This window comes from Agromyces mediolanus (genome assembly GCF_023715325.1).
Classification (GTDB): Bacteria; Actinomycetota; Actinomycetes; order Actinomycetales; family Microbacteriaceae; genus Agromyces; species Agromyces mediolanus_A.
The window spans coordinates 47,253-69,986 of record NZ_JAMBNX010000008.1 but is presented as its reverse complement, the minus strand read 5'-3'; the positions used below and the strand labels follow the sequence as shown (position 1 = coordinate 69,986).

Annotated in this window: 19 protein-coding genes; 15 read left to right on the top strand and 4 right to left on the bottom strand. The window is 70.8% G+C overall.

The genetic code is table 11. The features are described from left to right. Positions 1-44 precede the first annotated feature (44 nt). Entirely contained in the window at positions 45-1,877 is a 1,833-nt protein-coding gene (locus tag M3147_RS14285; RefSeq protein ID WP_251204145.1) for an AMP-dependent synthetase/ligase, read from the bottom strand. Positions 1,878-2,026: 149 nt separating this feature from the next. On the opposite strand from M3147_RS14285, the gene M3147_RS14280 reads away from it, so the two are divergent. The 3 genes from M3147_RS14280 to M3147_RS14270 all read left to right on the top strand — a co-directional run bounded on the left by M3147_RS14280 (position 2,027) and on the right by M3147_RS14270 (position 5,187). Beyond that, positions 2,027-2,992, top strand: coding sequence for an ROK family glucokinase (locus M3147_RS14280; RefSeq protein ID WP_251204217.1), 966 nt, complete (start codon positions 2,027-2,029; stop codon positions 2,990-2,992). A gap of 55 nt (positions 2,993-3,047) precedes the next feature. Beyond that, entirely contained in the window at positions 3,048-3,737 is a 690-nt protein-coding gene (locus M3147_RS14275; RefSeq protein ID WP_251204144.1) for a lysophospholipid acyltransferase family protein, read from the top strand. A gap of 121 nt (positions 3,738-3,858) precedes the next feature. Next, positions 3,859-5,187, top strand: a complete 1,329-nt coding sequence (locus M3147_RS14270) for a class II 3-deoxy-7-phosphoheptulonate synthase (RefSeq protein WP_251204216.1) — start codon at positions 3,859-3,861, stop codon at positions 5,185-5,187. Between the two features lie 156 nt (positions 5,188-5,343). On the opposite strand, the gene pknB is transcribed toward M3147_RS14270, so the two are convergent. After that, positions 5,344-7,248: a Stk1 family PASTA domain-containing Ser/Thr kinase gene (gene pknB / locus M3147_RS14265; protein WP_251204143.1), complete on the bottom strand. Its 1,905-nt coding sequence runs from the start codon at positions 7,246-7,248 to the stop codon at positions 5,344-5,346. A gap of 89 nt (positions 7,249-7,337) precedes the next feature. After that, a complete protein-coding gene (locus M3147_RS14260) occupies positions 7,338-8,561 on the bottom strand; it encodes a muramidase family protein (protein WP_251204142.1) in 1,224 nt (407 codons plus the stop codon). Between the two features lie 136 nt (positions 8,562-8,697). Between M3147_RS14260 and M3147_RS14255 the strand changes: the two genes are divergently transcribed. Next, on the top strand, positions 8,698-9,036 hold the full coding sequence (locus M3147_RS14255; protein ID WP_251204141.1) for an Rv2175c family DNA-binding protein: 339 nt from the start codon (positions 8,698-8,700) through the stop codon (positions 9,034-9,036). A 33-nt stretch (positions 9,037-9,069) separates the two neighbouring features. Here the strand turns inward: M3147_RS14255 and M3147_RS14250 are convergent, their stop codons facing one another. Further along, positions 9,070-10,182, bottom strand: coding sequence for a polyprenyl synthetase family protein (locus M3147_RS14250; RefSeq protein WP_251204140.1), 1,113 nt, complete (start codon positions 10,180-10,182; stop codon positions 9,070-9,072). A gap of 73 nt (positions 10,183-10,255) precedes the next feature. Between M3147_RS14250 and M3147_RS14245 the strand changes: the two genes are divergently transcribed. The 11 genes from M3147_RS14245 to M3147_RS14195 all read left to right on the top strand — a co-directional run bounded on the left by M3147_RS14245 (position 10,256) and on the right by M3147_RS14195 (position 22,729). Then, positions 10,256-10,645: a DUF3040 domain-containing protein gene (locus M3147_RS14245; protein WP_251204139.1), complete on the top strand. Its 390-nt coding sequence runs from the start codon at positions 10,256-10,258 to the stop codon at positions 10,643-10,645. Positions 10,646-10,990: 345 nt separating this feature from the next. Then, positions 10,991-11,422, top strand: coding sequence for a division/cell wall cluster transcriptional repressor MraZ (gene mraZ, locus M3147_RS14240; protein WP_251204138.1), 432 nt, complete (start codon positions 10,991-10,993; stop codon positions 11,420-11,422). Between the two features lie 104 nt (positions 11,423-11,526). Next, positions 11,527-12,480: a 16S rRNA (cytosine(1402)-N(4))-methyltransferase RsmH gene (gene rsmH / locus M3147_RS14235; protein WP_251204137.1), complete on the top strand. Its 954-nt coding sequence runs from the start codon at positions 11,527-11,529 to the stop codon at positions 12,478-12,480. Then, positions 12,477-13,049: a hypothetical protein gene (locus tag M3147_RS14230; protein WP_251204136.1), complete on the top strand. Its 573-nt coding sequence runs from the start codon at positions 12,477-12,479 to the stop codon at positions 13,047-13,049. Before rsmH ends, M3147_RS14230 begins: the two co-directional genes overlap by 4 nt. A 22-nt stretch (positions 13,050-13,071) precedes the next feature. After that, positions 13,072-14,835 carry a peptidoglycan D,D-transpeptidase FtsI family protein gene (locus tag M3147_RS14225; RefSeq protein ID WP_251204135.1) on the top strand — a complete coding sequence of 588 codons (1,764 nt, stop codon included), beginning with the start codon at positions 13,072-13,074 and terminating at the stop codon, positions 14,833-14,835. 13 nt (positions 14,836-14,848) lie between these two features. Next, positions 14,849-16,393 carry a Mur ligase family protein gene (locus tag M3147_RS14220; RefSeq protein ID WP_251204134.1) on the top strand — a complete coding sequence of 515 codons (1,545 nt, stop codon included), beginning with the start codon at positions 14,849-14,851 and terminating at the stop codon, positions 16,391-16,393. Continuing rightward, entirely contained in the window at positions 16,390-17,802 is a 1,413-nt protein-coding gene (locus M3147_RS14215; RefSeq protein ID WP_251204133.1) for a UDP-N-acetylmuramoyl-tripeptide--D-alanyl-D-alanine ligase, read from the top strand. The genes M3147_RS14220 and M3147_RS14215 overlap by 4 nt, the downstream gene beginning before the upstream one ends. After that, entirely contained in the window at positions 17,799-18,893 is a 1,095-nt protein-coding gene (mraY, locus tag M3147_RS14210; protein ID WP_251204132.1) for a phospho-N-acetylmuramoyl-pentapeptide-transferase, read from the top strand. Before M3147_RS14215 ends, mraY begins: the two co-directional genes overlap by 4 nt. Beyond that, complete coding sequence (gene murD / locus M3147_RS14205; protein ID WP_251204131.1) at positions 18,878-20,428, top strand: UDP-N-acetylmuramoyl-L-alanine--D-glutamate ligase; 1,551 nt, start codon at positions 18,878-18,880, stop codon at positions 20,426-20,428. The genes mraY and murD overlap by 16 nt, the downstream gene beginning before the upstream one ends. Continuing rightward, complete coding sequence (gene ftsW, locus M3147_RS14200; protein ID WP_251204130.1) at positions 20,391-21,650, top strand: putative lipid II flippase FtsW; 1,260 nt, start codon at positions 20,391-20,393, stop codon at positions 21,648-21,650. The genes murD and ftsW overlap by 38 nt, the downstream gene beginning before the upstream one ends. After that, positions 21,647-22,729 carry a UDP-N-acetylglucosamine--N-acetylmuramyl-(pentapeptide) pyrophosphoryl-undecaprenol N-acetylglucosamine transferase gene (locus tag M3147_RS14195; protein ID WP_251204129.1) on the top strand — a complete coding sequence of 361 codons (1,083 nt, stop codon included), beginning with the start codon at positions 21,647-21,649 and terminating at the stop codon, positions 22,727-22,729. Before ftsW ends, M3147_RS14195 begins: the two co-directional genes overlap by 4 nt. Positions 22,730-22,734: the final 5 nt, after the last annotated feature.

The following is a 22,734-nucleotide window of genomic DNA, read 5'->3' as shown; positions in this document are numbered from 1 at the left end:
GAAGGGGCGCCGCGGATCGCGGCGCCCCTTCGCGGTGTTCCGGGTCAGCTGATCGCTGACATGCCCTCCGTCGCGGGCGCGCCCGAGTACATCGCCTCGATCTCGCCGGCGAAGTCCTCGAGGATGACGTTGCGCTTGATGCTGAGCTTCGGCGTGAGGTGGCCGCTGGCCTCGGTGAGCTCGAGGGGCAGCACCGTGAACTTGCGGATCGACTCCGCGCGGGAGACGAGCTCGTTCGCCGCGTCGATCGCCCGCTGCACCTCGGCGCGGACGGCCTCGTTCGCCGCCGCCTCGTCGAGGCTCATGCCGGCGTCCTCGCCGTTGTTGTTCAGCCACACGGGCAGCATCTCGGGGTCGAGGGTGACGAGCGCCGAGATGAACGGCTTCTTGTCGCCGACGACGACGACCTGGCCGACGAGCGGGTTCGCCCGGATCGGGTCCTCGAGCGCGGCCGGGGCGACGTTCTTGCCGCCCGCGGTGACGATGATCTCCTTCTTGCGGCCGGTGATCGTGAGGAAGCCCTCGTCGTCGAAGGATCCGATGTCGCCGGTCTTGAACCACTCGCCATCGAAGGCCTCGGCGGTCGCCTCGGGGTTCTTCCAGTACTCCTTGAAGACGTTGATGCCCTTGACCTGGATCTCGCCGTCGTCGGCGAGCCGGACCGCGACGCCCGGAAGGGCGGGCCCGACGGTGCCGATCTTCGAACGCGTCGGCAGGTTCACCGTGGCGGGGGCGGTCGTCTCGGTGAGCCCGTAGCCCTCGAGGATCGCGATGCCGAGCGCGTGGTAGAAGTGGCCCAAGCGGGCGCCGAGCGGCGCGGAGCCCGAGACGGCGTACTTCACGTTGCCACCGAGGGCGGCGCGGAGCTTCTTGAACACGAGCGCATCGAACAGGCGGAAGCGGAGCTTCAGGCCGAACGGCACCGAGCCCTGCTCGAGCGCGGTCGAGTACGCCACGGCCGTCTCGGCGGCGGCCCGGAAGATCTTGCCCTTGCCGCCGGTCTCGGCCTTCTGCTCGGAGACGTTGTAGACCTTCTCGAAGACCCGGGGGACCGCGAGGAGGAAGGTCGGCTTGAAGCTGGACAACGCCGGAAGCAGCTGCTTCGTGTCGGGCTGGTGCCCGACGCGCACTCCGGCGTGCACGCAGAGCACCGCGATGAACCGGGCGAAGACGTGCGCGAGCGTGATGAAGAGCACGGTCGACGCGCCGTTCGGGTCGAGCACCACCTCGTCGAGGGCGACCGCGGAGTTGCGGGAGAGCTCGACGAAGTTCGCGTGGGTGAGCACGCAGCCCTTCGGCTTGCCCGTGGAGCCCGAGGTGTAGATGAGGGTCGCGATGTCGTCGGCGTTCGCGATCGTGCGACGGCGCTCGATCTCCTCGTCCGAGACGGATCCGCCCGAGGCGGCGAGCTTGTCGAGGTCGCCGAGGTCGACCTGCCAGACGTGCTGCACGGCGGGCAGCTCGGGGTGCACCTCGTCGAAGCGGGTGAAGTGGTCGGGCGTCTCGACGATCATGGCGATCGCGCCGGAGTCGCTGAGGTTCCACCGCACCTGTGCGGGGGAGCTGGTCTCGTAGACGGGCACGAGCACGGCCCCGGCGAACCACACGGCGAAGTCGATGAGCGTCCACTCGTAGCGGGTCTTGCACATCAGGCCGATCTTGTCGCCGGGCTGGATGCCGGCTGCGGCGAGCCCCTTGGCGAGGGCGATCACCTGCGCGTGGAACTCCTTCGCCGTCACCGGCGACCAGCCGCCGTCGGCGGTCGGCAGCGAGAACAACGCGGCGTCGGGGGTGGCTCGCACGCGTTCCACCAGCAGGTCGGTGGTGTTCGCATGCGGGTCGGCGGCGACAACGGCGGGCGTTGCGAATTCGGTCACGGCAGCTCCTTCGGCACCGGGGAGGCCTTCGCGCGTCGACGCACGTCTCGGGCCTCGGCGTTGGGTTGACTACACTCTAGTCGTTGCCCGCGCGCGGCCAGGTGTTCGGCGGCGGCGCGAACCTTCCCGTTCCCCTGAAAGGCGGCCTCGTGGCGCACGCGATCGGCATCGACATCGGCGGTACGAAGATCGCGGGGGCGATCGTCGACGAACTCGGCACGATCCTCGCGCAGGACCGCGTGCCCACCCCGGCCGGAGACGCGCGGGCGGTGGAGGACGAGGTGGTCGCCATGATCGGACGGCTGCGCGCCGACGAGCACGCGGCCGGCGGCATCGAGGCCGTCGGGGTCGCGGCGGCCGGGTTCATCGACGCGGCGCAGTCGACCGTCTACTACGCGCCCAACATCGACTGGCGCAACGAACCGTTCCGGGAGAAGCTCGAGGCCCGCGTCGGTGGCACCGTCGTCGTCGACAACGATGCGAACGCGGCGGGCTGGGCGGAGTTCCGCTTCGGCGCCGGCCGGCTCGTGAGCGACATGGTGATGCTCACGATCGGCACCGGCGTCGGCGGGGCGATCGTGGCGGGCGACCGGCTGTTCCGCGGCGGCTTCGGCGCGGGCGCCGAACTCGGTCATCTCCGGCTCGTTCCCGGCGGCATCGCCTGCGGGTGCGGTCAGCACGGATGCCTCGAGCAGTACGGTTCCGGTCGAGCGCTGCTGCGCATGGCGGGCGAGATCGCCGACGCCGGCGGCATCGGCCAGGCGCTCGCCCGCAGCCGCGCCGAGCACGGCACCCTCGACGGCGCGCTCGTCGGCTCGCTCATCGAGGCCGGCGACCCCGGCGCGCTGGCGGCGCTCCGGCAGCTCGGCCAGTGGCTCGGGCAGGCCGCCGCGAGCCTCTCCGCGGTGCTCGACCCGCAGCGCTTCGTGTTCGGCGGGGGCGTGGCGGTGGCGGGCGAACTGCTGCTGCAGCCGATCCGCGAGGCGTATCTGGAGCACCTCCCGGCCCGGGGGTACCACCCCGAGCCGGACTTCGTCATCGCCGAGCTCGTGAACGACGCCGGAGTGGTGGGTGCGGCCGACCTCGCGCGGGTGTGGGTCGAGCAGCACGGCTGATCGCTAGGCTGGACTCCGCCCGGGGCGGGCGCGACGGACGAGACGGGGAGCTCGGGTGTTCTACTGGATCATGAAGCACATCGTGGTGGGGCCGGTGCTCCTCGCGATCTTCCGCCCCTGGATCGTCGGCCTCGAGAAGATCCCCGCGAACGGCCCGGTCATCCTGGCGTCGAACCACCTGTCCTTCATCGACTCGATCTTCCTCCCGCTCGTCGTCGACCGACCGGTCGTCTTCCTCGCGAAGAGCGAGTACTTCACGGGGCGGGGGCTCAAGGGCTGGGCGACGAAGCTGTTCTTCCAGGCCACCGGGCAGCTGCCGATCGACCGCAGCGGCGGCAAGGCGTCCGAGGCATCCCTGAACACGGGCCTCCGTGTGCTCAGCGAGGGCCGCATCCTCGGCATCTACCCCGAGGGCACCCGCAGCCCCGACGCGAAGCTGTACCGCGGGCGCACCGGTGTGGCCCGGATGGTCCTCGAGTCGGGCGCCCCGGTCGTGCCGGTCGCGATGATCGGCACCGCGGAGGTCATGCCGATCGGCACCCGGCTGCCGAAGGTGCGCCGCATCGGCATCGTCATCGGTGAGCCGCTCGACTTCTCCCGCTTCCACGGGCTCGAGAGCGATCGCTTCGTGCTCCGCAGCGTCACCGACGAGCTCGTCTACGAGCTGCGCGAGCTGAGCGGTCAGGAATACGTCGACGTGTACGCGAGTTCTGTGAAGGAACGGCGGGCCTCCGAGGCGCGGTAGGCTCGTCCTACGACGCCGCGCTGCGCGGCGTCGTTTCGTACCCGCGCGCGATCGCGCGCCCGACCCTCCAGGACATCCAGTGCAACAGCTCGTCGAGCCCTTCGTGAACGCAGATCCCGATGTGATCGCGGGCCTCGACTATTGGCGCACGCTGCCGATCAAGCAGCAGCCGCAGTGGCCCGACGCCGCCGCGGCCGCCGCGACCTCGGCCGAGCTCGCCACGCTGCCGCCGCTGGTCTTCGCCGGTGAGGTCGACATGCTCCGTGATCGGCTCGCCAGCGCGTCGCGCGGTGAGGCCTTCCTCCTGCAGGGCGGCGACTGCGCCGAGACCTTCGCCGGCGCCACCGCCGATCAGATCCGCAACCGGGTGAAGACCCTCCTCCAGATGGCTGTCGTGCTGACCTACGGGGCCTCGATGCCGGTCGTGAAGATGGGACGCATGGCGGGCCAGTTCGCGAAGCCCCGCTCGAGCGACACCGAGACGCGCGGCGACGTCACGCTGCCGGCCTACCGCGGCGACATCGTGAACGGCTACGACTTCACGCCGGAGTCGCGCGCCGCCGATCCGCGGCGCCTGCTCCAGGGCTACCACATGGCGGCCTCGACCCTGAACCTCATCCGGGCCTTCACGCAGGGCGGCTTCGCCGACCTCCGCCAGGTGCACCAGTGGAATCAGGGCTTCGCGGCGAACCCGGCCAACGCCAGGTACGAGAAGCTCGCGCGCGAGATCGATCGCGCCGTGAAGTTCATGGACGCCTGCGGCGCCGACTTCGACGAGCTGAAGCGCACCGAGTTCTACACCGGGCACGAGGGCCTGCTGATGGACTACGAACGACCGATGACGCGCATCGACTCGCGCACCGGCACGCCGTACAACACCTCGGCGCACTTCATCTGGATCGGCGAGCGCACGCGCGAGCTCGACGGCGCGCACGTCGACTTCCTCTCGCGGGTCCGCAACCCGATCGGCGTGAAGCTCGGGCCCACGACGACGCCCGAGACGATGCTCGAGCTCGTCGAGAAGCTCGACCCGAATCGCGAGCCGGGACGGCTGACGTTCATCACCCGCATGGGTGCCGGTCGCATCCGGGAGGCCCTGCCGCCACTGCTCGAGGCCATCAAGCAGTCCGACGCGCAGCCGCTCTGGGTGACGGACCCCATGCACGGCAACGGCATCACGACGCCGACCGGGTACAAGACCCGTCGTTTCGACGACGTGGTCGACGAGGTGAAGGGCTTCTTCGAGGCGCACCGGGCCGCGGGCACGCACCCTGGCGGCATCCATGTCGAGCTCACCGGCGACGACGTCACCGAGTGCCTCGGCGGCTCGGAGCACATCGACGAGGCGACGCTCGCGACCCGCTACGAGTCGCTCTGCGATCCGCGGCTGAACCACATGCAGTCCCTCGAGCTCGCCTTCCTGGTGGCCGAGGAGCTCGCCGCGCGCTGAGCGCGCGAGCGCTGGACGAGCACCACTCGGCGGCGCCCTGCTTCGGCGGGGCGCCGCCGAGTCGCGTCCGGGAGGAGCTTCGCCGATCCGGAGGCGGATGCCGGCGACTGAGTCCTCCGCACCCGCGAATCTCCTCCGCGTGCGGAGGAGCCCGGGTCAGAAGTTGACGGAGATCTCGCTGCCGCGCTTCACGCGTTCGCCGGCGGCGACGCTCTGCTTCGCGGCGACGACCGCCCCCTCGAGGAACTGGGGCACGTTGGAGGTCACCGTGAAGTCGAGCGCTTCGAGCTGCGCACGCGCCTCGGCCACCGTCTGCCCGGTGATGACGTTCGGCACCTCGACGAGGTCGGGGCCCTTCGAGACGACCACGAGCACGCTGTCACCCGGGCGCATGGGGTCGTTCTGCGCCTCTGCGCTGATCACGACATCGACCTTGACGTCGTCGCTGAACTGCGGATCACCCTGCACGAGCTCGAGGCCGACCTTCGAGAGGGTCGCTTCGGCGTCGCCGATGGACATGCCGGTCACGTCGGGGACCGCGCCGAGTGAGACCACGAGCGTGATGGTTCCGCGCTCGGGGTAGGTGGCGGGCAGCGCGTTCCCGCCACCGTCGAGGAGGGCGATCACGGAGCCCGCCTCGATGTCGGCGTTGAACTGCTGCACGACGTCGTCGGCGACGGCGAACTCGCCGAGGGCCGTGCGGGCGTCGGCCTCCGGGTCGCCGATCACCTCCGGCACGTCGAGGATGCGAGGTCCGAGGGAGACGAGCATCGTGACGACCGAGCCCCGGCGCGCCTGCGCTCCCGGACCCGGGTCGGTGCCGGAGACCAGCCCCTCGACGATCTCCGGGTCGTACCGCTCGCCTCGCTCGACCTGGAAGCCGGCATCCTCGAGAAGCGCCTCGGCGGCGGCAGGCTCGAGCCCGGCGGCCTTCGGGATCGCGGCGAGTGAGCCGGGCCCCGCGCCGAAGTACCAGCCGGTCCCACCGGCGAGCCCGGCGAGCAGCAGCACGAGCGCGAACAGCCAGTAGCCCTTGCGCTTGCGACGGGCGGCCCGTGCCGTGAGCGCGGCGGACTCCTCGCCCTGCTCCTCCGGGGCGGCGAGGGCCGTCGGCACCGGCGCCGACGGCGGCTGCAGCACCCGGGTCTCGGCGGTCGCGGTGGCGTCGGCGAGCACCATGGTCGGCTGGTACAGCTCGGGGACCGGGCCGCCGATGCCGCGAACGGCACCCTCGACCTCGCGCAGCCGATCGAGCATGGCGCGCGCGTCGGCCGGCCGCTGCTCCGGGTCGCGAGCGGTCGCCCAGAGCACGAGCTCGTCGAGCTCCGGGGGCACCCCCGAATACTTGGAGCTCGGCGTCGGCACCTGGTCGTTCGCGTGCTGGTACGCGATCTGCATCGGCGCTTCGCCGACGTACGGCTGCTCACCGGTGAGCATCTCGTACATCATGATGCCGACGGCGTAGATGTCGCTCCGGGCGTCGGCGACGCCGCGGGTCACGAGCTCGGGGGAGAGGTATGCGATGGTGCCGAGGAGCGCCTGCCCGGTGGCGGTGTTCGCGCTGGCTGCCCGCGCGAGCCCGAAGTCGCCCAGCTTGATGCGCCCGTCGTCGGCGAGCAGCACGTTCTCGGGCTTGAGGTCGCGGTGCACGATGCCCGCCTTGTGCGCGGCCGCGAGGCCGGCGAGCACGGCGTCCATGATGTCGACCGTCTGCTCCGGGGTGAGCCGCTGGTAGTCCTTCAGCAGGTCGCGGAGCGTGATGCCCGGAAGGTACTCCATGACGAGGTACGCCATGTCGGCGTCCTGCCCCTGGTCGAACACATTGACCACGTTCGGGTGGGCGAGGCGGGCGGCCGATCGCGCCTCCTGCACGAAGCGCGTCTTGAAGGTGTTGTCGTCGGCGAGGTGGCCGTGCATGATCTTGATCGCCACGCGGCGCTCGAGCCGCAGATCGGTGGCGAGGTACACCGTGGCCATGCCGCCTCGGGCGATCCGCGAGCGCACCTGGTACCGGCCGTCGATGAGACGGCCGAGCATCGGGTCGACGGGCGCAGTGGTCACCGTAGAAGTCTACGAAGCGGCGTATGCCGTTTCGGTTCGAACCGCCGTGACGGAGCGGATCGAAACCCCTTCGTGACCCGAACGAGGGGTCAGCCGAGCTCGCTGAGCCAGGCCGTCGCCTGCGCCTCCCATTTCGCGTAGTAGCTCGGGTACGCGCTGAGCTGCACCGCCTGGGCGGCGTCCGTGACGCTCATGGATTCCCAGCCCGGGATATCGAGGAGGCCGCGTGTGACGCCCGGGTTCGGATTCGCGGCGCCCCCGTAGAACGCCGTCGTCGCCCGGACGGGATCGAGCACCTGCTCGGGCGTGCCCCAGCCCTGGCTCGGTCGCTGCTGGAAGAGGCCGAGCGAGTCGCGATCGCCGTGGTGGACGTTGCGGAGCCCGGACTCCTGCGCGGCGGCGGCCAGGGCGATCACGATGCCGCGGTCGGGCACGCCGAGCGCCCGTCCGACATCGACGACGAGCTGGGCGTTCTGGCGCATCTCGTCGGTGAGCACCGCGTTCACGGAGGCCACGAGGGCGACGGTGGCCGGGCGGGGGATGGTGAGCACCTGTCCCGGCTGGAGCACGGGGTCGGCGCCGAGGCGATTCGCTGCGAGCAACGCGTCGAGGTCGACGTCGAGCCGTTCGGCGAGGTCCCACGCGGTGTCGCCCTCGGCGACCGTGACCTCCGCGGGGGGCTCGTCCGCCGCGGACGCCGCCGGCTCCGCCGGTGCCGGCACCGGGGCCGCGGCGGGCGCAGGGGTCGCGCCCGCGATGGGCAGCACCACCTGTTGCCCGGGGAAGATCAGGCTCTCCCGACCGAGGCCGTTGGCGCTCAGCAACTGGGCGAGGTCGACGCCGTAGCGTTCGGCGATACCGCCCATCGTGTCGCCGGCGACGACGGTGTGCCTCGCGATCTCCGGCGCGGGTTCGCTGGCACGCGCGGTGCCGCCCGGCAGGACGAGCCGCTGGCCGGGGAAGATCAGGCTCGACCATCCCAAGCCGTTCGCGGCGAGCAGCTCCGCGGTGGACAGGCCGTAGCGTTCGGCGATGCCGCTCACCGTGTCGCCGTCGGCGACGGTGACCTCGGCGGGAACCGCTCCCGCGACGGCGCGGGTGGCCTTCGCCCCGCTCGCGGCCGGCTTGCCCTTCGCCTGGCCCTTCGGCGGTTGGGGAGCGGCGTCGGCCGGCTGGGCGAAGCCGAGGGCGACGGCGATGGAGCTCATCACGGCGAGGGGCAGGGCGATCGCCCGGGAGCGCAGGCTCGGCCGGGATGCCGGGGCGCCCCGATCGGCTCCCCGCTCGAAGTCCGGTTCCGGCCGTGTCGTCATCTGATTCCCCTCGTCGGCATGGATCACCGGCTGTTCGTCACGCTCGCACAGGCACGCAGGCGAGTCAAACCTCTCGCCCGCGTGGCGCGGGACCGGGCTCCGCCACGAGTGCGCCGTGGCATGGCAGGCTGTTCTCGTGAGTGAACCAACTGCGACCGAGTGGCTGACCGTCCCCGAGCTCGTCGAGATGCTCGACCTCTCGCCCAGCCGAGTGCGACGGTTGATCGACGACCAGCACCTGCTCGCCCGCCGCGTCGACGGCGTGCTGAAGGTGCCGGCGGACTTCCTCCGCGACGGTGCACCGATGCCGGAGCTGCACGGCACCGCCATGGTCCTGCGGGATGCCGGGTTCAGCGCCGCCGAGGCCCTCGATTGGCTGCTCGGTGAAGAGGACAGCCTCGGCACGACGCCGATCGCCGCGCTGCGCGCCGGCCGCAAGGCGGAAGTGCGTCGCGTCGCCCAGGCGCTCGCCTGACGAGGCATCCGATCCGGATGACGCGGCGAGCGGTCAGCTGACCCGCTTCGCCACGGAACGCGCGAGCGCACCGAGCTCGGCCCTGGCGTGCTCGCTGATGGGCGCCTCCGCCAGCGCCGCGGTCGCGGCCTGCAGTTGACGGGTGATGAGCGCTTCGATCTCATCGACCGCTCCGCAGTCGCTGAGCGTCTGCTGCAGCATGCGCACCTGCGTCTCGTCGAGCGCCGGGTCGCCGAGCAGCTCGTCGAGCAGTCGGCGAGTGCTCGGTGCCAGCCGTTCCCGCGCGATCGCGATGAGCATCGTGCGCTTGCCCTCCCGGAGGTCGTCCCCGGCGGGCTTCCCGGTGAGCTCCGGATCGCCGAAGACGCCGAGCAGGTCGTCGCGCAGCTGGTACGCGATGCCGAGGGGTAGCCCGTACGCACGGAGGGCCGCGGCCTGCTCCGGTGTCGCGCCGCCGATCGCGGCGCCGATCGCGAGCGGGGCCTCGACGCTGTACTTCGCGGCCTTGTAGACGATGACGCGTTCGGCGCGCAGCTGCTGCTCCGCGTCCGGCTGGGCGATCCACGCGTGCTCCTCGAGCACGTCGAGGTACTGGCCCGCCGTCACCTCGGTGCGCATCCGCATGAACTCGACCCTGGCGGCGCGAGCGTCGGCGCGCTGCTCGAGGAGCTCGAGGCCTTCGTCGAGGAGCTCGTCGCTCCAGCCGAGCAGGAGGTCGCCGAGCAGGATCGCCGCGGAGCGGCCGAACTGCTCGCCGTCCCCGACCCAACCGGATTCGCCGTGCAGCCGCTCGAACAGACGGTGGGCGCTCGGGGCCGAGCGGCGCGTGTCGGAGTTGTCGATGAGATCGTCGTGCACGAGCGCCGCGGCGTGGAAGAGCTCGAGGGCCGAGGCCGCCGCGATGACGGGGGAGCGGTCGCGCGAGTCGGGGCCGTCGAACGGATCGAAGCCGCCGCCGGTGGCGGCCTCCCACCCCCAGTAGCAGAACAGTGCGCGAAAGCGCTTGCCCCCGCTGAGAAAGCGCTTCGAGAATGCGCCGAGTGGGGCGAGGTCGCCCGAAACGGCATCGAGAATAGAGGTACGGTCGGCGAGGAAATCCTCGATCCGATCGTGAACCAGGTCGACCAGTCGGGAACCGTGTGCCACCCGCCTAGCCTAGCGAGGCGCAGCGGCGTTAGAATCGACGTAGGATGCGTTGATCCCGAAAGAGGGGAATGAGATGCCGCTTTCAGAGCAGGAGCAGCGCCTTCTCGAAGAGATGGAGCGCAATCTCTACCGCAACGACGCCGATTTCGTCCAGGCGGTCGGCGGTCGACGAGGTGGAGTGGACTACCGACGCCTCACGATCGGGGTGCTGATCGCCCTCGTCGGCATCGGGGCGCTCATCGCGGGCGTCGCGCTGCAGATCCCCGTGGTCGGCATTCTGGGCTTCGCCGCGATGTTCGCCGGCGTGCTCTTCTCCATGACCCGTTCCCGGCGTGGCGCCGGGCAGCCGTCGCCGGTCGACCCGGTGGACGCTGCGCGCGGCCCGCGCCAGGCGCAGTCGAAGGCCGGGTTCATGGACCGGCTCAACGACCGTTGGGACCGACGTCAGGACGGGCAGGGCTAGGCGCTCCGCCGCCCCCTCCACCGCACCCCTCCACTTCGCCCCACTCGCGGGCCGATCGATTCGATCGGCCCGCTTTTTCGTGCCCGGACGGTGGTCCGCGCGTGGGCTGACCCGCTGATTCCGGCGGAGTTCCCGCGCGCAGCCGGCGCTTCCGGCGCTTCGGCGCGCCCGGATTCTTCCCCTGGTGTATTTTCTCCTCCACTTCCCACCACGCAGAACTTCGCTGTATTTCCGGGCTTCTTCCGGAGGTGCTCAGGCTGCGGCGGCGGGTTTTCATTGAATCGGGGATGAGAGTGGAGTAAAGTGGGGTCACCTGGATCCTGGCCGGAGGAAAGGGGGTGGGGGATGTTTCTCGGTACGTATGAGCCGAAGCTCGACGAGAAGGGGCGCATCATCCTGCCCGCGAAGTTCCGCGAGGAGCTCTCGAACGGCCTCGTCCTCACTCGGGGGCAGGAGCGCTGCATCTACGTGTTCAGCGCTCGTGAGTTCGAGCAGATGAGCGACAAGATCCGGCAAGCCCCGGTCACGAGCAAGCAGGCCCGTGACTACATGCGCGTGTTCCTGTCCGGCGCCTCCGCGGAGACGCCCGACAAGCAGCACCGCGTCACCATTCCCGCCACGCTCCGCGGCTACGCCGGGCTCGACCGGGACCTCGCCGTGATCGGTGCGGGCAGCCGGGTCGAGATCTGGGACGCCGAGGCCTGGCAGGAGTACCTCGCCGAGCAGGAAGCGGCGTTCGCCGAGACCGCGGAGGAGGTGATCCCGGGGCTCTTCTGAGCTCCTCGGGCGCTGACTCCCAGCCGTTGCACCTGGCGCACTTCCCCGCATCAGGGTCACGGATGGGGATCAGGACCCGAGGCACTCGGGACCGGAGAAGGAACATGGACCTCGATCGCATCCACACCCCAGTCATGCTCGACCGCACCGTCGAGCTGCTCGCCCCCGCCCTCGAGGCGCCGGGCGCCGTCCTCGTCGACGCCACGCTCGGCATGGGCGGCCACAGCCGCGCCTTCCTCGAGCGCTTCCCCGAGCTCACGGTCATCGGGCTCGACCGCGACCTGGAGGCGCTCGCGATCGCTCGCGAGCGTCTGGCCGCCTTCGGCGACCGCGCCCGATTCGTGCACACGGTCTACGACGGCATCACGGAGGCGATCCGCGGCGAGGGCTACGGCGAGGTGCAGGGCATCCTCTTCGACCTCGGCGTCTCCTCGCTCCAGCTCGATCGGGCCGAGCGCGGATTCGCCTACGCCAAGGACGCTCCGCTCGACATGCGCATGGACCCGTCCCAAGGCCGCACGGCCGCCGATGTGCTCGCCGAAGCCGACGAGGACGAACTGCGTCGGATCTTCCTCGACTACGGCGAGGAGAAGCTCGCCGCCCGGTACGCCCGAGCGATCGTGCGGGCGAGGGCCGATCGGCCGATCACTCGGTCCGGGGCGCTCGTCCAGATCCTGCACGACGCGACCCCCGTCGCGATCCAGCGGCAGGGCCACCCCGCCAAGCGCGTCTTCCAGGCCCTGCGGATCGAAGTCAACGAGGAGCTCTCCGTGCTCGCCGCCGCCATTCCCGCCGCGCTCGACGCGGTCGCGGTCGGTGGTCGCATCGTGGTGCTCTCCTACCAGTCCCTCGAAGACCGCCTCGTGAAGCGCGAGCTTCAGGCAGCCTCGAGCTCGACCGCTCCGGCTGGTCTCCCGATGGAGCTGCCGGAGCACAAGGCGCAGTTCCGACTGCTCGTCCGCGGCGCGGAGCTGGCGAGCGAGGCCGAGCAGGCCGAGAACCCCCGTGCCAAGCCGGTGCGCCTGCGCGCCGCCGAACGAGTGAGGAGGGCGTCATGAGCGCTGTACCCGCCCAGAGCCTGCCCGCCCCGCTCCGGGGCGCGCCCGCCGCGGCTCCGACCCGGCGCCTCCGTCTCGTCCCCGACGCTGTTCGGCGGCGCAAGCCACGCATCGCCTACGCGATCATCGCGCTCGGGGCGATCCTCCTCGTGGCGGCCGCGCAGCTCGTGCTCTCGGTCGCGATGACCCAGGGGGCGTACGAGCTCGACTCGCTCCGCGTGCAGCAGACGAAGCTCGAGCGCGACCGTCAGATCGTCGGCGAGGAGCTCGACGCGTTGCAGTCGCCGCAGAATCTCGCCCGCAACGCCGAAGAGCTCGGCATGGTGCCGAACACGTCGCCCGTCTACCTCCGGCTCTCGGACGGTGCCGTGCTCGGGCAGCCCCAGGCGGCGGGGCATGCGGCCTCGTCCGGGCCGCTCGTCCCGAATTCGCTGATCACCGACGTGCCGCTCGTGAACCAGCCGGCGACGGGTGAGAATGCCACCGGAGCATCGGGCGCGGAGGCGCCCGCCGGAGCCGACGCCCAGATCGTGCCGCCGGGGGCCCTGCCCACTCCGGACACGCACTGAACCACCAGGGGGCACCGCAGGCATGAAGCAGACGAGCCGGTACCCGATGCGGCGCGTGATCGTGGCCGGGGCGTTGCTCATCGCCTTCGTCGCGGTCTTCGTCGTGAAGCTCGTCGAGATCCAGGTGGTGCGCGCCGACGAGTACAACGCCGAGGCCGAGCAGGTGCGCAGCGACTCCCGCACCGTCTACGGGGCGCGGGGTGACATCGTCGACCGCAACGGCACGGTGCTGGCGGACTCGGTGATGCGCTACGACATCACGCTCTCGCCCAAGCAGGCCAAGGCCCGTGAGGCCGAGGAGCCGGGCCAGCTCGAGAAGAACGCCGCGGACCTCGGGGCGGCGCTCGGCATCCCGGCCGAGCAGGTGTTGACCGTGATCGAGCAGAGCCTCGCCGCGGACGCCGACTCCGACTTCGCCTACCTCGTGAAGCAGGTCGACGTCGCCACGTACGACCGCGTCACCGCGTTGAAGGTGCCCTGGGTGTACTCCCAGGAGCACCCGGGTCGCATCTATCCCAACGGTGCGGTCGCGGGCAACCTGCTGGGCTGGATCAACGACGACGGCGAGGCGGCCGGCGGCCTGGAGGCCGCGCAGAACGAATGTCTCGCCGGCGTCGACGGCGAGGTGACCTCGCTGCACTCCCTGAAGGACTGGGTCGACATCCCCGGCACGGAGCGGACCGTCAAGGAGGCGCAGCCGGGGGGCACCGTGCAGCTGACGATCGACGCCGATCTGCAGTGGGAGGTGCAGCGCATCCTCGCCGCCCGGATCGCCGAGGTCGGAGCGGACTGGGGGATGGTCACCGTCATGAACGCGAAGACGGGCGAACTCCTCGCCGTCGCCGACGTGCCGACGGTCGACCCCAACGACCCCGACTCGACCGACGTCGAGGACCGCGGCTCGCGCTCCTTCGCCGCCCCGTTCGAGCCCGGTTCGACCTTCAAGGCGCTGACGGCGGCCTCGGCGATCGATGCCGGACAGGCGGATCCGACGAGCGAGATCGTCGCGCCGTACCGCAAGCTCTTCGGGGACGCGAACATCAACGACTCCGAGTACCATGAGGACGAGCGGCTGACGTTGACCGGGGTGCTGATCGACTCGTCGAACACCGGGATGTCGCAGTTCGGCGAACGCGTGAGCGACGAGCAGCGGTATCAGGACATGGTCGACTTCGGGCTCGGCACCGAGAGCGAGGTCGGCTTCCCCGGCGAGGGCGCCGGCGACCTGAACGGGGGACCGGACTGGCCTGACGACCAGACCCGCTACGCGACGATGTTCGGCCAGGGCCTCACGACGACCGCGATCCAGATCGCGAGCGTCTACCAGACGCTCGCGAACCACGGCGTGCGGATGCCGGTGCAGCTCGTCCAGGGCTGCGAGCTCGCCGACGGCGAGATCACCGGCAAGCCGGACCAGACCCCGCGGGAGGTGGTGTCGGCCAAGGCCGCCGACGAGACCACGGCCATGCTCGAACGCGTCTACCTCGAGGGCTGGCTCGCGGAGAAGTGGAACATCCCGGGCTACCGGGTCGCGGCGAAGACCGGAACGGCGCAGGTGGCGGACGGTCAGGGCGGGTACCGCAGCGAGTACCTCGTGTCGGTCTCGGGCTACGCGCCGGCCGACGATCCGCAGTACGTCGTTTCGGTGAGCATCTTCGATGCCGTTACGATGAATTCGTCCGCCGCATCCGCTCCCGTCTTCCGAGACGTGATGAGCCAGGTGCTGAAGAAGTATCGGACCGTTCCATCCGGCGCCCCGGCGCCCGAACTGCCAGCAAGCTGGTGAGAAAGTTGGATTCGTGACCGGCACGCCTCCCACGGCACTCCGGCCGCAGCACCCGAATCCCAGATCGCTCCGCGAGCTCGCGGGGGAGTTCGATCTGGTGGTGCGCGGCGATCTCACCGGACTCGAGGTGACCGGTGTGGCCCTCTCGAGCCGCGCGGTGCAGCCGGGGGACCTGTACGTCGGTGTGCCCGGTCGCAATGTGCACGGGGCGGGATTCGCCGCGGAGGCGGCCGAGCGCGGCGCCGTCGCAGTGCTCACGGACGCCGATGGCGCCGAGCGGGCGGCGAACGCCGGCCTGCCCGTGCTCGTCGTCGACGACGCACGCGCGGCGCTCGGCCCCGTCGCCGCGTGGATCCACGGTACGGCCGAGAACCCCGCGACGTTGTTCGGCGTGACCGGGACCAACGGCAAGACGAGCGTCGTCTATCTGCTCGACGGCATCCTCCGCCAGCTCGGTGTGGTCTCGGGCCTGACCTCCACGGCCGAGCGCCGAATCGGCGACGAGGCGGTGGTCAGCGCGCTGACCACGCCGGAGGCGAGTGAGCTGCACGCGCTGCTCGCGCGCGCGCGCGAGCTCGACGCGGGGGCGTTCGGGATCGAGGTCTCCGCGCAGGCGCTCAGCCGGCACCGCGTCGACGGGCTCGTCTTCGACGTCGTGGGATTCACGAACCTGAGCCACGACCATCTCGACGACTACGCCTCGATGGACGAGTACTTCTCCGCGAAGCTCGCGCTCTTCCAGCCGGACCGGGCCCGGCGCGGCGTCGTCACCGTCGACTCCGAGTGGGGCCGACGCCTGGCGGCCGAATCGGGCATCCCCGTCACGACGCTGACCACGCGCCCCGACGTCGATGCCGAGTGGCGCATGACCGTGGGCGACGAGCTCGCGGCGAGCACCTCCTTCGTGCTCGAAGGCCCGGCCGGGCGGATCGAGACCTCCGTGCCGATCGTCGGCTGGTACATGGCGGCGAACGCCGCGCTCGCGATCGTGATGCTCGTCGAAGCGGGCTACGCATTCGACGAGATCGCCGCGGCGCTCGGCCGCGACGGCGGGATCGACGCCTACATCCCTGGTCGCGCCGAGCGCATCTCGGGTGATCGCGGTCCCCTCGTCTACGTCGACTACGGCCACAGCCCCGATGCCTTCCTGCAGACGCTCGGTGCGATCCGCCGATTCACCCCTGGGCGCCTCGTCATGCTCTTCGGGGCGGACGGCGACCGCGACACGACAAAGCGGGCCGAGATGGGCGCGATCGCCGCGCGGGGGGCTGACGCGCTCGTCGTCACCGACTTCCACCCCCGCTGGGAAGACCCGGCGGCCATCCGCGCCAGCCTCATCGCCGGTGCCCTCGAGGCCGTCCCGGGCCGCGAGATCCACGAGGTCGCCGACCCGCGCACCGCATTCCGCACGGCGCTCGGACTCGTCGGCGAGGGCGATGCGATCCTCTACGCCGGACCCGGACACGAGGACTACCACGAAGTGAAGGGCGAGAAGATCCCGTACTCCGCCAGAGACGATGTCCGCGCGGCGCTCCGCGAGGCGGGGTGGCCGGCATGATCGCGCTGAGCCTCGCCGAGATCGCCCGGGCGGTCGAGGGCGAACTCCGTCTGCCCGACGCGGGGGCCGCCTCGGCCGAGCTCGTCGACGGGCCCGTCACGACCGATTCGCGCGAGGTCGTCGCCGGCGGCGTCTTCGTCGCCAAGCGCGGCGAGTTCGACGACGGTCACCGCTTCGTGCCGGCCGCCGTCGACGCCGGTGCTGCGCTGCTGATCGTCGAGGAGCCGCAGTCCGTCGCGGTGCCGCAGATCGTCGTCGGCGACTCGGTCGAGGCGCTCGGACGGCTCGCGACCGAGGTCGTCGCCCGCGTCCGCGCCCTCGGCCGGCTCCGCATCGTCGGCGTGACCGGATCCAACGGCAAGACGACGACGAAGAACCTGCTCCGCACCGTGCTCGAGCGCGTCGGCGAGACGGTCGCCGCCAGGAAGTCGTTCAACAACGAGGTCGGCGCGCCGATCACGATGCTCGAACTGACCGAGTCGACCGAGTTCCTCGTCGCCGAGATGGGCGCCTCCGGCGTCGGCGAGATCGCCCGGTTGGTCCGGATGGCGCGGCCGGACGTCGGCATCGTCCTGAAGGTCGGCCTCGCGCACGCCGGCGAGTTCGGCGGGATCGAGCAGACCGTCCGCGCGAAGAGCGAGATGGTCACCGAACTGCTCGACACCGATGTCGCGGTGCTGAACGCCGACGATCCGCGCGTCGCCCCCATGGCCGGGCTCACCCGCGCCCGGGTGGTCCGCTTCGGGCTCGGCGACGACGCCGACGTGCGGGCGAGCGGCATCCGCGTCCACGCCAGGGGCACCGACTTCACCGTCACCGTGCCCGGCGGCGAGACCGCGTCGGTCGCGTTCGGCGTGCTCGGCGAGCACCACATCATGAACGCACTCGCGGCGATCGCCGCCGCGCGCGAGCTCGGGGTGCCGCTCGCCGAGATCGTCTCCGCGCTGGAGTCCGTCACCCTCGCCGAGCACGGCCGCATGGAGGTGCTCGGGGGGCGCGACGACGTCACCGTCATCAACGACGCCTACAACGCGAGCCCCGACTCGATGTCGGCCGCGCTGAAGACGCTCGCCCAGGTGAGGCGCGAGGGTGCTCGAACCTTCGCCGTGCTCGGCGAGATGAGCGAGCTCGGCGAGTTCTCCGGCGACGAGCACGACCGCATCGGCCTGCTCGCCGTCCGGCTCGGCATCTCGCAGCTCGTCGTCGTCGGGCAGGGCGCCCGGCGCCTGCACATCTCGGCGATCAACGAGGGCTCCTGGGACGGTGAGTCCGCCTTCGTCGAGACCCAGGACGAGGCGTTCGAACTCGTCACGGCGCAGGCCCGCCCGGGTGACACGATCCTCGTGAAATCTTCGAACTCGGCGGGGCTTCGACACCTCGGCGACCGACTGGGAGAATGGTTCTCGTGAGAGCACTGCTGACCGCTGGAGCCCTGTCGCTCGCCTTCACGCTCTTTCTGACCCCGCTGTTCATCCGGTTGTTCACGCGTTTGGGGTGGGGGCAGTTCATTCGGGATGATGGCCCGCAGTCGCATCATGTGAAGCGTGGGACGCCCACGATGGGTGGGATCATCTTCATCCTGGGGACGTTGTTCGGGTATTTCGGGGCGACGTTGATCAATGGTGAGGGTGCCACGGCGTCGGGGCTGTTGGTGTTGTTCATGATGGTCGGGCTCGGGGTGGTCGGGTTCATCGATGATTTCCTGAAGACGCGGAAGAAGCAGAGTCTGGGCCTCGGGGGCTGGGCGAAAGTCGCCGGGCAGGTCGTGGTGGCGGGCACGTTCGCGTTGTTGGCGTTGCAGTTCCCGAATGCGCAGGGCACGACGCCGGCGGATACGAAGATCTCCTTCATCCGGGATCTGCCGTTGGACTTCATGGTGTTCGGCACGATCGCCGGGACGATCCTGTACGTGATCTGGATCTGTTTGATCTCCACGGCCGCGTCGAACGGGGTGAACGTGACCGACGGGCTGGACGGGCTCGCGGGTGGGGCGTCGATCCTCGCGATCGGCTCGTTCGTCGTGATCGGCTTCTGGCAGTTCAACCAGGCCTGCTCGAATCCGAACCTGAACCAGGCCGACGCGTACCGCTGCTACGAGGTCCGCGACCCCCTCGATCTCGCGATCGTGGCGACCGCGATCGTGGGCGGGTTGATCGGGTTCCTGTGGTGGAACACGAACCCGGCAAAGATCTACATGGGCGACACGGGCTCGCTGGCGCTCGGTGGGGCGCTCGCGGCGCTGGCGATCGTGAGCCGCACCGAGCTGCTGCTGGTGCTGATCGGCGGGCTGTTCGTGATCGAGACGGGCTCGGTGATCGTGCAGCGGGCGTACTTCAAGCTCACCCACGGCAAGCGCATCTTCCTGATGAGCCCGATCCACCACCACTTCGAGTTGAAGGGGTGGGCCGAGGTCACGATCGTCGTCCGGTTCTGGATCATCGGCGGCCTCCTCGTCGCCGCCGGCGTCGGCACCTTCTACCTCGAATGGCTGCAGAGCTGATGGGCGGCCCGACTGCCGAACGGCTCGACGGTCTCACCAGCTGGCACGCCGACTGGACGGGGCTGAAGGTCGCGGTGCTCGGGCTCGGCGTCACCGGCTTCGCCGTCGCCGACACCCTCACCGAGCTCGGCGCCGAGGTGCTCGCGCTCGCCCCGGCGCGTGACGACGATCGCGCCCGCATCCTCGAGGTGATCGGCGCCCGGCTCGTCACCGACCCGCTCGAGACGGTGCCGGTCGAGCTCGTCGAGTTCGGTGCGGAGCTCGTCATCGCCTCGCCCGGCTTCCACCCGGACCATCCGGTGCTGGAGTGGGCCGCCGCCGAGGGGATCGCGGTTTGGGGCGACATCGAGCTCGCCTGGCGGGTCCGCGACAAGGTCGAGGCAGCCGAGTGGATCCTCGTCACCGGCACGAACGGCAAGACGACGACGACGCAGCTCGCCGCGACCTTCCTCGCCGCGAACGGCCTGCGCGCGGCGCCGTGCGGCAACATCGGCGTGCCGGTGCTCGATGCGGTGCGCGACCCGCAGGGCTTCGACGTGCTCGTCGTCGAGCTCTCGAGCTATCAGCTGCACCACGTGCCGACGACCGGCCCCGGCGCACTGCACCCGCTCGCGAGCGTCTGCCTGAACCTCGCCGACGACCACCTCGACTGGCACGGCTCCTTCGCGGGATACCGGGCGGCGAAGGCCAAGGTCTACGCGAACACGAAGCTCGCCTGCGTCTACAACCGCGCCGACGAGGCGACGCGTCTCATGGTCGAGGAGGCGGAGGTCGAGGAGGGCGCACGCGCCATCGGCTTCGGGCTCGACGTGCCAGGGCCGAGCGACTTCGGCGTCGTCGAGGGGATCCTCTGCGACCGCGCCTTCCTCGACGACCGCCACCGCACGGCCCTCGAGATCATCACGGTCGCCGAGCTCGAGCCGCACGGGCTCGACGCGCCGCACATCGTGCAGAACATCCTCGCCGCCGCGGCGCTCGCCCGGGCGGCGGGCGTCCCGGTCGGCATCATCCACGACGCGCTCGGGGAGTTCCGGCTCGACGCGCACCGCATCGAAACGGTGGCGATCGCCGGCGGCGTGCGATGGATCGACGACTCCAAAGCAACGAACCCGCATGCCGCGCAGGCGTCGCTGAAGGCGTTCGGCCGAGTGGTGTGGATCGTGGGCGGCCTGCTCAAGGGCGTCGACGCGGACTCCCTCGTCGCGGCCCACGTCGGCCGCCTGCGCGCGGCCGTCGTGATCGGCGTGGACCGCGCGGAGCTCGTCGCCGCGTTCCGCCGACACGCCCCAGAACTGCCGCTCTTCGAGGTCATCGCGCCCGACACTGAGAACGTGATGCCCGAGGCGGTCGCGTTGGCGGCCTCGGTGGCGGAGCAGGGCGACACCGTGCTGCTCGCGCCCGCGGCGGCGTCGATGGATCAGTTCAGCGACTACGCGGACCGCGGCCGCAGGTTCCACGAGGCGGTCAGAGCGATGCTGGGAGGTGAGGCGGATGCCGATGGCACCGCAGCCGACCCCCGAGCCGGAAGCGACTGACGCGTCGGCCGAACCCCGCGGAATCGCCGCCGCCCGGATCCGGTTCGGCCGGGTCCTCCGCGTGGAGTCCGGCGACTTCTACCTGCTGCTCGGCACCACCCTGTTCCTCGTCGTCTTCGGCCTCGTCATGGTGCTCTCGTCCTCGGTGGTCGAGTCCCGGATCGAAGACGGCGGCGCCTTCGTGCAGATCGGCAGGCAGGCGGCCTTCGCGGCCGTCGGCGTGCCCGTCATGCTGCTCGCGAGCCGGATGCCGCAGCGGGTGTGGATGCTCCTCGCCTGGCCGGCCCTCGCCCTCTCCTGCCTCATGCAGCTGCTCGTCGTCGCGACGCCGCTCGGCGTCGAGGTCGGCGGCAACACGAACTGGATCTCGCTCGGGGGGTTCCAGTTCCAGCCCTCGGAGATGATCAAGGTCTCGATGGTGATGTGGCTCGGCCTCATCGTGACGAAGAAGCAGGCCCAGCTCGGCGACTTCGTGCACGGCGTGCTGCCGATCCTGCTCGTCGGGGGCGGCTCCATCGGGCTCGTCCTCCTCGGCGGCGACCTCGGCACGGTCATGATCATGGGCGCCATGCTGATCGGGGCGCTGTTCCTCGTCGGCATCCGGATCCGGCTGCTCATCGGCCCGGTGATCCTCGCCGCGCTGCTCTTCGTGATCGTCGCCTTCTCCAGCGAGAACCGCATGAAGCGCATCATGAGCTTCGTGCAGGAGAGCTGCACGAAGGTCGACGTCGACGCGTGCTGGCAGATCCAGCACGGCACCTTCGCCCTCGCGAACGGCGGCGTGTTCGGCGTCGGCCTCGGCAACTCCGCGGCGAAGTGGTCGTGGCTGCCGGCGGCGGCGAACGACTTCATCTTCGCCATCATCGGCGAGGAGCTCGGCCTGATCGGCGCGATCGTCGTGATCGCCATGTTCGTGCTGCTCGCGATCGCCTTCGCGCGGGTGCTCCGTGGCGCCCGGACGCCGTTCGGCAAGGCGGCGACGGCGGCGGTCATGGTGTGGGTGATCGTGCAGGCCTGTGTCAATATCGGTGTCGTGCTCCGCGTCTTCCCGGTCCTCGGTGTCCCGCTCCCGCTCGTCTCCGCTGGAGGTACCGCCCTGCTCACCACGCTCTTCGCGATCGGCATCGTGCTGTCGGTCGCCCGCAATCCCGACGGCGGGGGGAGCGGCCGCTGGCTCCGCGACTCGACCGGATCCCCGGCGACGGCGGGCGCGACGCGATGACGGTCTACCTCCTCGCCGGCGGCGGCACCGCCGGGCACGTGAACCCCCTCCTCGCCGTCGCCGACCGGCTGCGCGAGCGCGAGCCCGACGCCGTGGTGCTCGTGCTCGGCACCGCGGAGGGCCTCGAGTCCCGCCTCGTGCCGCAGCGCGGCTACCGCCTGCTCACGATTCCGAAGGTGCCGTTCCCGCGCCGTCCGAATGGGGCCGCGCTGCGATTCCCGAGCGCCTTCGGCCGCTCGATCGGCATCGTTCGCGAGCTCATCGCCGAGCACGGCGTCGACGTCGTCGTGGGCTTCGGGGGCTACGTCTCGACGCCCGCCTATCTCGCCGCCCGGCGCGCGGGTGTCCCGGTCGTCATCCACGAGGCGAACGCCCGTCCGGGGCTCGCGAATCGCCTCGGCGCGCGCTGGGCGGCTGGAGTGGGGGTTGCCTTCGCCGGCACGCCGCTTCACGGCGCCCGAGTGGTCGGAATGCCGCTCCGCCGCGAGATCGAGGGGCTCGACCGCGCGGCGTCCCGGGCCGAGGCGGCGGAGTTCTTCGAACTGGATGCCGTGAAGCCGGTGCTGCTCGCCACGGGAGGCTCGCTCGGCGCCAGGCGCATCAACGGCACGATGGTCGAGTCCGCCCGACGGATCGTCGACGCCGGCTGGCAGGTGCTGCACATCGCTGGCGGCACGGCTGAGGCGAGCGACCCCGGGATCGACGGCTACCGCTTCGTCTCCTACGCCGACCGCATGGATCTCGCGCTCGCGCTCGCGGACTTCGCGGTGTCCCGAGCCGGGGCGGCGACGGTGAGCGAGCTCTCGGCGCTCGGCATCCCCGCCGTCTACGTGCCGTATCCCGTCGGCAACGGCGAGCAGCGCTTCAACGCCGCGGGCGTGGTGAGCGCGGGCGGTGGAATCCTCGTCGACGACGCGCAGTTCACGCCCGACTGGTTCTCGGCGACGGTGCTGCCGCTGCTGGCGGACCCGGCACGCATCGAAGAGATGGGGCGCCTGGCGCTCGGCACGGGCTTCCGCGACGGCACCGCGCGCTTCGTCGCGCTCATCGACGAGGCACTCGGCGAACCGCACGCCTGAGCCGT

Bases quoted from the DNA above. Each gene is read 5' to 3' on its own strand.
- M3147_RS14245 (WP_251204139.1), top strand. From the start codon at position 10,256: ATGCCGCTTTCAGAGCAGGAGCAGCGCCTTCTCGAAGAGATGGAGCGC.
- murD (WP_251204131.1), top strand. From the start codon at position 18,878: ATGGCTGCAGAGCTGATGGGCGGCCCGACTGCCGAACGGCTCGACGGT.
- M3147_RS14260 (WP_251204142.1), bottom strand. From the start codon at position 8,561: ATGACGACACGGCCGGAACCGGACTTCGAGCGGGGAGCCGATCGGGGC.
- M3147_RS14215 (WP_251204133.1), top strand. From the start codon at position 16,390: ATGATCGCGCTGAGCCTCGCCGAGATCGCCCGGGCGGTCGAGGGCGAA.
- M3147_RS14230 (WP_251204136.1), top strand. From the start codon at position 12,477: ATGAGCGCTGTACCCGCCCAGAGCCTGCCCGCCCCGCTCCGGGGCGCG.
- mraZ (WP_251204138.1), top strand. From the start codon at position 10,991: ATGTTTCTCGGTACGTATGAGCCGAAGCTCGACGAGAAGGGGCGCATC.
- M3147_RS14225 (WP_251204135.1), top strand. From the start codon at position 13,072: ATGAAGCAGACGAGCCGGTACCCGATGCGGCGCGTGATCGTGGCCGGG.
- M3147_RS14195 (WP_251204129.1), top strand. From the start codon at position 21,647: ATGACGGTCTACCTCCTCGCCGGCGGCGGCACCGCCGGGCACGTGAAC.
- rsmH (WP_251204137.1), top strand. From the start codon at position 11,527: ATGGACCTCGATCGCATCCACACCCCAGTCATGCTCGACCGCACCGTC.
- ftsW (WP_251204130.1), top strand. From the start codon at position 20,391: ATGGCACCGCAGCCGACCCCCGAGCCGGAAGCGACTGACGCGTCGGCC.